The 11,644-nt window shown below is 69.0% G+C and carries 12 protein-coding genes; 6 read left to right on the top strand and 6 right to left on the bottom strand.

The genetic code is table 11. The features are described 5' to 3' along the window. Window positions 1-54: 54 nt before the first annotated feature. Window positions 55-720, bottom strand: coding sequence for a GntR family transcriptional regulator (locus Acor_RS31105; RefSeq protein WP_155340332.1), 666 nt, complete (start codon window positions 718-720; stop codon window positions 55-57). Window positions 721-890: 170 nt separating this feature from the next. On the opposite strand from Acor_RS31105, the gene Acor_RS31100 reads away from it, so the two are divergent. The 6 genes from Acor_RS31100 to Acor_RS31075 all read left to right on the top strand — a co-directional run bounded on the left by Acor_RS31100 (window position 891) and on the right by Acor_RS31075 (window position 5,807). Continuing rightward, a complete protein-coding gene (locus Acor_RS31100) occupies window positions 891-1,856 on the top strand; it encodes a zinc-dependent alcohol dehydrogenase (protein WP_155340331.1) in 966 nt (321 codons plus the stop codon). A gap of 87 nt (window positions 1,857-1,943) precedes the next feature. Next, window positions 1,944-2,309: a YciI family protein gene (locus Acor_RS31095; RefSeq protein ID WP_155340330.1), complete on the top strand. Its 366-nt coding sequence runs from the start codon at window positions 1,944-1,946 to the stop codon at window positions 2,307-2,309. 74 nt (window positions 2,310-2,383) lie between these two features. Beyond that, on the top strand, window positions 2,384-3,643 hold the full coding sequence (locus Acor_RS31090) for an RNA polymerase sigma factor (RefSeq protein ID WP_155340329.1): 1,260 nt from the start codon (window positions 2,384-2,386) through the stop codon (window positions 3,641-3,643). A 96-nt stretch (window positions 3,644-3,739) separates the two neighbouring features. Then, window positions 3,740-4,846 carry a carboxylate-amine ligase gene (locus Acor_RS31085; protein WP_246239376.1) on the top strand — a complete coding sequence of 369 codons (1,107 nt, stop codon included), beginning with the start codon at window positions 3,740-3,742 and terminating at the stop codon, window positions 4,844-4,846. A gap of 69 nt (window positions 4,847-4,915) precedes the next feature. After that, window positions 4,916-5,197 (top strand): hypothetical protein, encoded by a 282-nt coding sequence (locus tag Acor_RS31080; RefSeq protein WP_246239368.1) that lies wholly within the window; start codon window positions 4,916-4,918, stop codon window positions 5,195-5,197. A gap of 190 nt (window positions 5,198-5,387) precedes the next feature. Next, a complete protein-coding gene (locus Acor_RS31075; RefSeq protein ID WP_155340327.1) occupies window positions 5,388-5,807 on the top strand; it encodes an ATP-binding protein in 420 nt (139 codons plus the stop codon). A gap of 4 nt (window positions 5,808-5,811) precedes the next feature. Here the strand turns inward: Acor_RS31075 and Acor_RS31070 are convergent, their stop codons facing one another. The 5 genes from Acor_RS31070 to Acor_RS31050 form a co-directional block, all read right to left on the bottom strand. Beyond that, complete coding sequence (locus Acor_RS31070; protein ID WP_155340326.1) at window positions 5,812-7,782, bottom strand: prolyl oligopeptidase family serine peptidase; 1,971 nt, start codon at window positions 7,780-7,782, stop codon at window positions 5,812-5,814. Continuing rightward, entirely contained in the window at window positions 7,779-9,443 is a 1,665-nt protein-coding gene (locus Acor_RS45650) for an ATP-binding cassette domain-containing protein (RefSeq protein WP_155340325.1), read from the bottom strand. The genes Acor_RS31070 and Acor_RS45650 overlap by 4 nt, the downstream gene beginning before the upstream one ends. 103 nt (window positions 9,444-9,546) lie before the next feature. Next, on the bottom strand, window positions 9,547-11,172 hold the full coding sequence (locus Acor_RS45645) for an ATP-binding cassette domain-containing protein (RefSeq protein WP_155340324.1): 1,626 nt from the start codon (window positions 11,170-11,172) through the stop codon (window positions 9,547-9,549). An 84-nt stretch (window positions 11,173-11,256) separates the two neighbouring features. Further along, the gene (locus tag Acor_RS31055) at window positions 11,257-11,391 is read right to left on the bottom strand and encodes a SapB/AmfS family lanthipeptide (protein WP_155340323.1); all 135 of its coding nucleotides are present in this window, start codon (window positions 11,389-11,391) and stop codon (window positions 11,257-11,259) included. Window positions 11,392-11,457: 66 nt separating this feature from the next. Continuing rightward, window positions 11,458-11,592, bottom strand: a complete 135-nt coding sequence (locus Acor_RS31050; protein WP_155340323.1) for a SapB/AmfS family lanthipeptide — start codon at window positions 11,590-11,592, stop codon at window positions 11,458-11,460. Between the last annotated feature and the right edge of the window lie 52 nt (window positions 11,593-11,644).

Here is an 11,644-nt window from a genome sequence, read left to right as displayed (position 1 = left end):
GGGGCGGGCGGAGGCCCGCAATCAAACAAACGGGTGGGTGGGTGGGAGAGTCACCTAACCAGTGAAGTGGCGGCGGGCGATTTGTTCGGCTACGTCCTCGTTGTGGTCGCGGAGGGCTTGGAGGAGGAGGTGGTGTTCTTCGTAGGAGCCGTCGGTTGCCATCAGGTGGACGAAAGCTGTTTCGACCCGGATCGCCGGGCTGAAGGCGCGTGCTTGCTCCAGGAGCCCCGCCAGAACCGGATTCGCGCCGACTTCCTCAATGATCGCGTGGAAGCGCCGCAGGGCCGCCAGAAGCCGCTGAACGGCCTCTGAGGGCAACGTCCCGCCGGCACGTAACAAAGCCGCCCGAAGCGGGTCAGCCTCGGCGAGTGCGGCCTCCAGTGAAGCCACTTCCTCGGCGCTGATGTGCCGCGCCGCGAACCGTGCCGTCAGCCCTTGAAGTTGCCGCTCCACTTCACGAATTTCGGCCAGGGTCTCCGGCGAAAGCCGTACCACCCGTAACGAACGTGGCCCCGTCCGTTCGACCAGCCGGTCTTGTTCCAGGCGTCGTAGCGCCTCCCGGACCGGAGTCGGGCTGACGGCCAGCCGGGTCGCCAGGCCACGCTCGGTGATCTTCTCTCCCCACGCGAGTTCCCCGTTGGCTATGGCCAGCCGCAGTGCGGCATACGCCTGGTCAGCGAGGGTCTCGGAGGTCAGGTGGGAGAGCGCGGTGCCAGTCACGCAAACACCGCGATTTTGCTATAGCAAATCGCCAATCTGCTACCTAACTATACAAAGTCCGCCCAGTGCGTACGCTACCGAGCGGCGATCAGGACGGCCACACGTATTCTTGACAGATTCCCAGACTCTAGTAAAGGTCGGAGCCTTATGACACAAATGCGGACAACCTCATGAGAGCCTCCCGCCTCCACGGCGTCGCCGACATCCGCCTGAACCAGGAGCCATCCCCCGAGGTCGGACCCGGTATGAGCCTCGTCCGCGTCACCGCCGTCGGCCTCTGCGGCTCAGATCTGCACTGGTACGCCGAAGGCGGAATCGGCGACGCCACGATCACCCGCCCCCTCGTCGTCGGCCACGAGTTCGCCGGCGTCATCGAAGGCGGCCCCGCCCACGGCCGCCGCGTCGCCGTCGACCCCGCCATCCCCTGCGAGAAATGCGCGAACTGCCGCAGCGGCTACCGCAACCTCTGCCCGTACGTCCGTTTCGCCGGGCACGACCAGCTCGACGGCGGCCTCCAGGAGCTCATCTCCTGGCCGACCGAACTCCTGCACGCCCTCCCGGACGGCCTCTCCGACAGCGACGGCGCCATGCTGGAACCCCTCGGCGTCGCCCTGCACGCCTTCGACCTGAGCCACCTCCACCTCGGCGGCACGGTCGCCGTGGTCGGCTGCGGCCCGATCGGCCTGCTGCTGATCCAGCTCGCCCGCCTGGCCGGCGCGTCCACGATCACCGCCGTCGAACCGCTCCCCCACCGCGCCGAAGCGGCCCGGCGTTTCGGCGCCGTGCTCACCGAGACCACCGAGGCCGACGTCGTCTTCGAGGTGGCCGGCAACGACACCGCCGTGGACACCGCGCTGGAGCTGGCCCGGCCGGGCGGCCGGGTGGTCCTGGTCGGCATCCCCGACGGGGACCACACCTCGTTCCGGGCCTCCCTGGCCCGCCGCAAGGGTCTCACGCTGGCCCTCGTCCGCCGCATGAACGACGTCTACCCGCGCGCGATCCGGCTCGTCGAGGAAGGCAGAGTCAACGTATCCTCGCTGGTCAGCGCCCGCTACCCGCTCGCGGAAGCACCGAAGGCCTTCGCCGCCGCCATCCGGCGCCAGGGCCTCAAAATCGTGATCGAACCCCAGCGCTGAAAAATCTTCGCGGCGGCTGTCGAAACGTCGTCACCTCATTCGAAGCGTAGTCATCGGGGAACAATCCCAGACTCGCAAGGAGCACCGATGCGATACATGATCACTCTCAGCGTCATCGCCCGTCCGGACACCCCGCCCCCCGGCGAGCTGATGGAAGCCATCGACAAGCTCGGCGAAGAGGCCACGAAGGCGGGCGCGCTGCTGGACAACGGCGGGCTGGCGCCCAGCACGGAGGGGGCCAGGGTCGAGCTGGTCGGCGGCAAGCTGACCGTGACCGACGGCCCGTTCGCGGAGGCGAAGGAACTGATCAGCTACGCGCTGTACCAGGTCAGGTCCAAGGAGGAGGCGGTCGAGTGGAGCAGCCGCTTCCTGAAGATCCATCGTGACCTGTGGCCCGGATTCGAGGGCGAGGCCGCCATCCACCGCGTGTACGGCCCGGAGGATTTCGCCTGACCTGTACCGGGCCCCCGGTCGAGCACCGGGGGCCCGGTCGTATTTCCTGGTCCGACGTGCTTGGATCGGCCGGTATGACGGGCGGCGATCCGAATCGGGTGATCGAGGCGGTCTGGCGGATCGAAGCCGGACGGGTGATCGCCGGGCTCGCCCGCCTTGTCGGAGACGTGGGCCTGGCCGAAGAGCTCGCCCAGGACGCGCTGGTCATCGCGTTGGAACAATGGCCGCAATCCGGAGTTCCCGACAATCCGGGCGCGTGGCTGATGCTCACGGCCAAACACCGGGCCATCGATCTGCTGCGCCGCCGCAGCCGGTACGAGCAGAAGCTCGAAGAAGTCGGCCGCGATCAGGAGCGCCGGCACGCGGACGTCGATGCCGAAGCCGCACTCGACGATCCTTTCGGTGACGACGTGCTGCGGCTGCTGTTCACGGCCTGCCATCCGATTCTGTCCACGGAAGGGCGATTGGCTCTTACGCTCCGGCTGCTCGGCGGCCTGAGCACCGAAGAGATCGCGCGCGCCTTCCTGGTGCCGGAGCCGACCGTCGGACAGCGAATCTTCCGGGCCAAACGCACCCTCTCCGAGAAACAAATCAAGATCGAGCTACCGCCGCCGGCGGAGATTCCCGCCCGCCTCGCCTCGGTCCTGGAGGTGATCTACCTCATTTTCAACGAGGGCTACGCCGCGACCGCCGGAACCGACTGGATGCGCCCCTCACTCTGCGAGGACGCGTTGCGGCTCGGGCGAATCCTCGTGGGTTTGATGCCAAAGGAGACCGAAGTACACGGCCTGGTCTCCTTGATGGAACTGCAAATGTCCAGAATCGCGGCCCGGACCGGCCCGGACGGCGAACCCGTCCTGCTACTCGACCAAGATCGTGGACGCTGGGACCGGTTGCTCATCCGCCGTGGCCTCGCCGCGCTGGACCGAGCCGAGTCCCTCGGCACCCTCGGCCCGTACGGCCTGCAGGCAGCGCTGGCCGCCTGTCACGCGCGAGCCCTGGCACCCGAGGAGACCGACTGGGAGCGGATGGCCGCGCTCTACCTGGTCCTCGGCCATGTCGCACCGTCGCCGGTGGTCGAACTCAACCGGGCCGTGGCGGTGAGCATGGCGTACGGGCCGGCCCGGGGACTGGAGATCGTGGAAGGGCTGCGCGCGGAGAAGGCGCTCCGGGATTACCCGCAGTTGCCCGCCGTTCGCGGAGATCTACTCGCCCGCCTGGGGCGTACGGCGGAGGCTGGAAAGGAGTTCGAGCGGGCCGCCGAACTGACCCGGAATGAGCGCGAGCGAACCCTGTTCCGACGCCGCGCCGACGCACTCCAGCCGGACAAATAACACCCCAAGCAAGATCTCCCGATATAGGCCATCCATAAAGTTTTCTGCATCGTTTGACTTCCGTAATTACGTCGGTATAGTCGCGGTGTGCTCACGATGGGAGTGGAAGAAGAGTTCTTCATTGTCGATCCGGTGAGCCGAATGCTCGCCTCGGAAGGGCTGCCGAATATGCGGGCCCTGCTCGACGCGAACCCCACCACTCCCGGCACTTATCACGGATTCGACTACGAATTCCATATGGCCACGGTCGAGACCAGAACCGACGTCTGCCGTAGCCTGCGGCAGCTCCGCGGTGAACTCAGGAAACTCCGGGGCACGCTCACCCGGACGGCCTCAGACGCCGGGCTTTCCGTGCTGTCCGCCGGAACGATGCCCACCGCCGACTGGCGAACCGCCCGGCTGATGCGGAAACCGCGCTACGACCGGTGTTTCGAGCACTACCGCGACGTGGTCCAGCGCCGCATCACCTGCGGCTGCCACGTGCACATCGGCATCGCCGACAGAGAGCTCGCCGTCCACGTCCTGAACCGCATCCAGCCCTGGCTGCCGCTGTTCCTCGCCCTCTCCACGAGCTCCCCCTTCTACGACAGCGCGGACACCGGCTACCAATCCTTCCGGAATCCCCTCTGGGCCGGGTTCCCCATCGGCGGGCCGCCGCCCTTGTTCGACTCCCACGCCGACTATGCCGAGCACGTCGGCCATCTCCTCGAAACCGACGCGCTCACCGACACCGGCAACCTCTACTGGGACGCCCGCCTCGGCACCAACTTTCCCACCCTCGAATTCCGGATCGCCGACGCCTGCACCACCGTCGACGAGACCATCCTGCTCGCCGGTCTGGCCCGAGCCCTGGTCCTGACCTGCATCGACGAGATCCAGGCCGAACGCCCGCCGGTCCGCATCTCCCCGCCCATGATCAAAGCCGCGACCTGGCGGGCCGCCCGCTCCGGCCTGACCGCCGACCTGATCGACCCCATGACCGCCGAGAAGGTCCCCGCCTCGGCCATGCTGGACCGCATCCTGCAGTACGGCCAGGAGGCCCTGAAAGACCTGGGCGACTGGGAGGAAATCTCCAGCCTCGCGGCCAGGCTCCTCGCCTCCGGGACCTCCTCGCGCCGTCAGCAGCGCACCCTCACCGCCACCGGCCATCTCCCGGACGTCGTCGATGAACTCATCATGGAGACGACGCGCGAACTGCAATAGGCCCGTAGACAGGTCCGATCCGTACTCAGGTCGCTGCGCGTCCCCGTTCGCCTGGCGTCCGACCAGGATGTGAGCCGGACCGGCTGGTATGAGACGCAGTGCGTTTCCTGGGTCGCGCACTACGACGGGGCCGGCGGGAATCCGCACACGCTCGTCGCCGATCCGCGTACCTGCCGGTGGACGACCGGTGTGGCGGATCGGAGTTGGCTGGCCATCGGCGTGTTCGAGACCTCGGCCGTCGCGTATCTGCTGCATCCGGAGCATGGGGCCAGCGGGTGCGCGCCCGGCAGCTATGTGGTGCGACGGCAGCGCGAACACAACGGCCGTGAGGCGCGCCTGGTCGTCGACTGAATAGAGTCGACTGAATAGAAGGGCCTATTCGTCCCCCGGGCTAGCCAAACCGCAGCCACTCCGGCATCAGCGGTTGACAACCTTCACATCTCCCGGTTAACGGTTCCATAAGGGAAGCCAACTCCTACCTTCTCGCGACATCTCAGAAGAGGTGGCCGTGCGTCTTCATTTCGCGGCCATAGGAGGGCTCATGAACGGGTCGGGGTATGAGATGGGAAACACCACCACTGTCGGGGATGTCGAGGCGAAGCTGTCCGGGGGGCGGGATCAGGTGGTGCACGCCCGTCGGTTGGTGTCGGCGACGCTTGGTCGTGATCACCCTCTGCATGATGACTGTGTCCTGCTGACCAGCGAGATCGCCACCAACGCGGTGGTGCACTCCCGGTCCGGCGACGGGGGCGAGTTCACGGTGACGGTGACCTTTCCGCGGGGCCGGGTGCGGGTGTGTGTCCAGGATGAGGGCTCGGCGAACCCGCCGTGCGCGGGGCATTCCATCCCGAACGGGTCCAGCGGTCGTGGGCTGCCCCTGCTGGACGCGCTTTCGGCCCGGTGGGGCATGGTCCGGGAGGCGGGACGGAACAAGGTCTGGTTCGAGATCGCCTGCGTGTGAGGGGTCAGAGGTGCGCGGTGAAGAAGGCCAGCATGTCGGCGGCGAGTTCGATGGAGCGGCTGGCCGAGCGGGCGCCGTGGCCGACCTCGGACTCGTGGCGGAGCAGGATGGGACGAGGGCCGGCGGTGGCGTGCTGGAGGGCGGCGCACATCTTCCTGGCGTGTAGGGGGTCCACTCGGGTGTCGCCCCCGAAGACGGCGAACAGCGTGGCGGGGTAGGGGATTCCTTCGCTTACGTGGTGGTACGGGGAGTAGCGCAGCAGCCAGGCGAGGGCGTCGGGGTCGTCGGCGGAGCCGTACTCGGCGCGCCAGCGGGGGCCGAAGCCGGAGCGTTCGTAGCGGGCCATGTCGAGGACGGGCGCGGAGCAGACGGCGGCGGCGAACAGGTCGGGGCGCTGGGTGAGCATCGCGCCGACGAGCAGGCCGCCGTTGGATTCGCCGCAGATGCCGAGGCGGTCGGGAGTGGTCCAGCGGCAGTTGATCAGGGTTTCCGCGGCGGCGGCGAAATCGTGGAAGACGTTCTGTTTACGGTCGAGGGTGCCGGCGCGGTGCCAGTCTTCTCCTTCTTCGCCACCGCCGCGGATCTGGGCGAAGGCGAAGATTCCCCCGGCTTCGATCCAGGGGAGGACGTAGCTGGAGTACGCGGGGGTGAGGGGCACGCCGAAGCCGCCGTAGCCGTACAGAATGCAGGGCCGGGGGCCGATGGACGGGCCGGAGAGCACCACCATGCGGATCAGCGTGCCGTCGGCGGACGGGTATTCGAGCTGGTGCGACTCGATCTCCGGCAGGTCGGCCCGGCCCGGCGCGCCCTCCCAAAGCGTGGTTTGTCCGGTACGGGCGTCATATCGATACACGCTCTCCGGAGTGACGTAATCGGCGTACGTGAACCAGGCCTGATGCCCGTGTACGGACATCCGCCCGATGGAACCGTGACCGGGAAGTGGAACCGCGCTTTTCCACTCCCCAGTCACGGGGTCGTGAACATTGATCTCGCTGATCGCGTGCCGGACCCGGGTCACCAGCAACGCGCCGTCGAGCAATGCGAAATCTGCCAGTACCGCCTCCGGGTCCTCGGGCACCAGGTCGCTCCAGAGGTTCGGCTGCACCGGATCGCCGACGGCCAGGCGCACGCGCGGCGCGTCCTGGGTGGTCGCGACGTACAACCGCCCGTCTGCCCCGACGTTCACCGCCGTCTTGACGCCCCTGCCGCCGTGCACCTGCCGCCATTCCGGCCCGGCCAGATCGCACACCCGGATGTCGTTGCCGGTCCCCCGGTTGATGGAAAGCGTCAACCACCGCCCGTCGGCGCTCAACGCCAGCCCATCCGCCTCGACCAGCGGCACATCGTCCCCCCGGACTCGCCGCAGATGCGCGACCCGGCCACGGATGTAATAGAACGAATCGGACGACGGAAGCCACGCCACCGGCGAATACCGGCAATCCATCACCGGCCCGTCCACCACCTCGCCGGACATGACATCGAGCACATACAGCTCGGCCCGCTCCTCGCCCCGCCGCGACAGCTGTACGGCGACCAGCTTCCCGTCCGGGGACGCATGCCAGTCGTCCAGCGTCGTCGTCCCCGCCGGATCCACCACCATCGGGTCGAGCACGACATGCCAGACGAGTTCCCCCACGTCGGCCGGCATCCGCCGTACAACCTCGGAAGGGATCTCCGGAAGACCGACGAACAGCACAGCGTGTTCCTGCCCCGGCTCCCGGCGAACCCGGAATGCTCGGCCCTCGCGCCAGACCGGCGTCCCGACCACGCCGGTAGCCGTCAGCTGAGCGATCCGGTTGCGCAGCCGGGGCCGCGCCGGAAGCGAATGCCTGCGCCAGAGTTCGTCCTGGGCGGCCAGCCATTTCTCGGTCTCGGGGCTGGCCGGATCCTCAAGCCACCGGTACGGATCCTCGACCCGATGCCCGTGGATCGTCTCCACGATCGGCTGACGTTCCGCGAAGGGGTACGAAGTCATGACACCTGCTCCAGTTCGGGATCCCACTGTCCGGCGAGGTCGGCGTAGAGCGGGGAAGAGACAAGAAGGTCGGCGTGTGTGCCGGACACGGCTTTGGTGCCGTCCAGGAGGAGAATGCGCCGCGCGCGCAGAGCCGACGTCAGCCGGTGCGCGATGACGATCAGAGTGCCGCCCCGGCGAGCGAACGCCTCTTCGGCGCGTGCTTCGGCGGCGGGATCGAGATGACAGGTCGATTCGTCGAGAATGGTCAGCCTGGTCGGCGACAGATAGGCCCGGACGAGGGCCAGCAGCTGCCGCTCCCCCGGCGAAAGCGCGCCCGCGTGGATGTCGGCCTGATAGCCGCCGAGCCGCCCGACCAGTTCCCCCGCGCCGACCGCCTCCACCGCCCCGTCGACCCGGGTCTCGGAGGCGACCGACAGATACGTGAGGTTGTCCCAGAGCGTCCCGCGAAAGATGTACGCCTCCTGCGGGATGAGCACCCGCGCCGCCGGATCCACCCGATCCGCGGCCACCCCGCCGAAAGTGACGCTGCCCTCCTCCGGCCGGACCAACCCCGTGATCAGGGCCGCCAGCGTGGACTTCCCGATCCCGCTCGGCCCGACGACCGCCAGATGCTCCCCCTCCGCCACCACCAGATCGAGCTCAGCCACAACCGGATCAGCATCGGGCCCATATCGAAAGGTCACCCCCGCCAGCTCAACCCGGACATCCGGCGGCGTGACCCGCTCCGGACCCACCGCCGGCCGATTGCCCAAAAGCCGCTCCAGCGTCACCACCAGCCGAACCCCGCTCACCCCCAGCCCCTCCACCAACCCCCCCAGAGCAGGCGTAAGCGACTGAATGACCGCAGCCAGCACCCCCACCACGACACCCGGAGTCGCCCCCAACCCCGGCGCGAACCCCAGCACCAGCACCACCGGCAGCCAGCCACCCAGCCCCAGCGAGAACGTCCGCACCGCCGTCACCCGAGCCAGCGCCTGAGCCGCCCCCGCCTGCTCGTCGACCCGCCGCCCAACCCACGCGACAGTCCGCTCCTCATCGCCACAAGCCACGACATCCCGCAACCCGCCCATCGCCACCGTGACCGACTCCGTGGTCCGCTCATCGGCGGCCAGAAACTCCCGTTGCCGCCGCCCCAGCGCGGGCAACGACAGCAGAAACAGCCCCACTCCCAGCACGAACGGCGGCAGCACCAGCACCAGCACGGCGGGCATCAGCGCCGACAGCCCCAACACCACGCTGACCAGCGTGAACACGAACGACCGCAACACCCCCAGCACGGTCGCGAACGCATCCCGAGCCACCTCAACCTGCAGATTCGACCGCGTGACCACGGCCGCCTCCGCCCGCCCCCCCACCAGCGCGTCCTGCACAGCCCCCGCGATCAGCCGCTCCCGAAACGGCTCCACAATCCCCGCCAACGCCAGCAAAGCCTGCCGAGCCCCCACCGCCGCCAGAATCCACGACAGCCCCAACACCCCAACCCAGACCACCCCGACCCCGGGCCGCCCCGCCCCGAACCCATCGTCAATGGCCCCCGCCAACGCCAGCCCAACCACAAACGACGGCGCCACCTCAGCGATCGACCACGCGGCCAGCCGAACGGCCCGCCCAGGCTCCCGCGCCACCGCCCGCACCAACACCCGCGAAACGTCCGTCATGACGCCTCCACTTGGAAGGCCCGATTGCGCCACGTCCGCGCAGGCCGAACCAACGAACCCGCGCTCGGTTCCACCGGCCTTCGCTGACGCGACCGAACGTCCGTCATGACGCCTCCGCCTGGAAGACCGCGCGGTAGTCCGGGTTGCGCCACAAGCGGCCATGCCGGTCGTAACCGCGCACTCGGCCGTGCTCCAGCCAGATGACCAGGTCAGCGCGGGCCGCCATGGCAGCCCGATGCGTGACGATCAGGCGGGTCCGCGAATCGGCGGATAACGCCCGCCCAACCTGATGCTCGGTGATCGTGTCCAGGCTGGACGTGGCGTCGTCGAGCACCAGCAGCCGATCCCCATGCGCGAACGCCCGCGCCAACCCGATCCGCTGACGTTCACCCCCGGACATCGGAGCCTCAGCCAGCGCCGTCGCATACCCGGACGGAAGCCGCCGAATGAACGTGCCGGCCCCAGCCGCGTGGGCGGCCTCCTCCGCGCCGGGCCCGATCGTGTCCGCCACCGTCTCCCCCACCAGCGCCGGACGCTCGAACGCGACCCCGATCGCCTGCCGCAACGCCGTACGCGACAGGCGGTGCAGGGGGACATCGTCGAGCAGGACCTGGCCGCGGGCCGGATCGGTGAGGCGGGCGGCCAGGCCGGCGAGGCGGGATTTGCCGGAGCCGGAGCGGCCGACCACGGCGACGGCGGCGCCGCCGGGGACCTTGAGGTTGGGGATGTGGAGGCCGGCGGCCATCACGTCGTGGAAGGTCAGCGCGCCGGGGCCGGCGGGCAGGTGCCGTACGCCGTGGGGGGTGGGGCACTCGTCCAGGACCTCGGCCAGGCGGCGGGCGGCGGCGCGGGCGCGGGCGACCTGGCTGACGTAGCCGAGGGCGGAGCCGAGGCCGGCGCCGAGAACGACGTAGCGGGCGGCCGCGTACAGTTCACCGGCGGTGAGGTCGCCGGAGGCGAGGCGGAAGCCGCCGACGCCGAGCACGCAGACTTCCAGGAGCGGGATCACCACGGCGGCCTGCACGCCGGCCTGCGCGCGGACCCGCCACAGCTCCATCGCGTGGGCGCGCACCTGGGGCAGCGCGGCCAGCACCCGGCGCGTCTCCTGCGCGGCGGTCCCGGCGGCGGCGATGGTGCGAACTCCGGCGACGGCGTCCACCAGACGGGACGCGATATCGGCCTGAGCCTCCTGATACTCCCCGGCGAGCGCGGTCGAAGTCCGCAGAAACGCCCGCAAAACCAGCACAATGACCGTCAGCCCGGCCACCAGCGTCAGCGCCAGCCAAGGATCGATGAGCAGCAGCGCCACCAGACTCCCCACCGCGGGAATGAGCATCGTCACGCCGGTGATCGCGGCATCCGGGGCACGCCCGACCTCTTCGGCGTTCATCCCGAGCCGGGTCACCAAATCACCTTCCGGGATCGACCGGGTCAACCCGGGCCCGACCCCGACCACCTGCCGCAGCAGCCGATGCCGCAGCCAGGCCGCAGCCTGCGCGCCACTCGCGGCCCCGGCCCACACCCCGAGCGTGTCGCAGACCACCAGCAACCCCACCACCGCGACACTCACCGCGAGCCAGCCCCCCGACCGCGCGTCGGCGGTCCGCCCCAGCGTGTACGGCAACGCCAGCGCGAGCACCCCCCCGGCCACCGAGGTCACAGCCAGCACCCCGACCGCCGGCCCGCCGCGCCTGATCGCCCCGGCCACCAGCCGATCCGCGGTACGCACCCGATTCTCCTTCCGCGAACGCGAGACACGAGACAGACGGGCCGAGCCCTGAGCTGGGGCCAGCTCAGGGCTCGGAGATTCGTGCTAGTGGCAGAGGAGAAGACTCAGGTTGCTCGGCGAGTTCGAGTTGCAGCCGAGCAGGGTCAGCGTGCTCCCACCGCCGCCGCCGTGGCCGCCGCCGCCGGGAACTTCCATCGCCTGAAGGTCGAGAAGAACCATGGTCGTGCTCCTTCTTTATCGGGTGATTTCGAGATCTTCATGAGTGGGTGACGCGAGAGCCGGGCTCTAGTGGCAGAGCAGGAGGCTCAGGTTGCTCGGGCTGTTGGAGTTGCAGCCGAGCAGGGTCAGCGTGCTACCGCCGCCACCACCGTGGCCGCCCCCACCCGGCACCTCCATGGCCTGAAGGTCGAGAAGAACCATTTGTGTTGTCACCTCCATCGAGAACTGGTCGGGACAGGTGCCGCTCGGCGGC

The sequence above is a fragment of the Acrocarpospora corrugata genome (genome assembly GCF_009687845.1).
GTDB lineage: Bacteria > Actinomycetota > Actinomycetes > Streptosporangiales > Streptosporangiaceae > Acrocarpospora > Acrocarpospora corrugata.
Note: the sequence above shows the minus strand (reverse complement) of the source record. Positions and strands in the feature narration are given on the sequence as shown.

Bases quoted from the DNA above. Each gene is read 5' to 3' on its own strand.
- Acor_RS31050 (WP_155340323.1), bottom strand. From the start codon at position 11,592: ATGGTTCTTCTCGACCTTCAGGCCATGGAGGTGCCGGGTGGGGGCGGC.
- Acor_RS31055 (WP_155340323.1), bottom strand. From the start codon at position 11,391: ATGGTTCTTCTCGACCTTCAGGCGATGGAAGTTCCCGGCGGCGGCGGC.
- Acor_RS31070 (WP_155340326.1), bottom strand. From the start codon at position 7,782: ATGACTTCGTACCCCTTCGCGGAACGTCAGCCGATCGTGGAGACGATC.
- Acor_RS31075 (WP_155340327.1), top strand. From the start codon at position 5,388: ATGAACGGGTCGGGGTATGAGATGGGAAACACCACCACTGTCGGGGAT.
- Acor_RS45650 (WP_155340325.1), bottom strand. From the start codon at position 9,443: ATGACGGACGTTTCGCGGGTGTTGGTGCGGGCGGTGGCGCGGGAGCCT.
- Acor_RS31090 (WP_155340329.1), top strand. From the start codon at position 2,384: ATGACGGGCGGCGATCCGAATCGGGTGATCGAGGCGGTCTGGCGGATC.
- Acor_RS31100 (WP_155340331.1), top strand. From the start codon at position 891: ATGAGAGCCTCCCGCCTCCACGGCGTCGCCGACATCCGCCTGAACCAG.
- Acor_RS31095 (WP_155340330.1), top strand. From the start codon at position 1,944: ATGCGATACATGATCACTCTCAGCGTCATCGCCCGTCCGGACACCCCG.
- Acor_RS31085 (WP_246239376.1), top strand. From the start codon at position 3,740: ATGGGAGTGGAAGAAGAGTTCTTCATTGTCGATCCGGTGAGCCGAATG.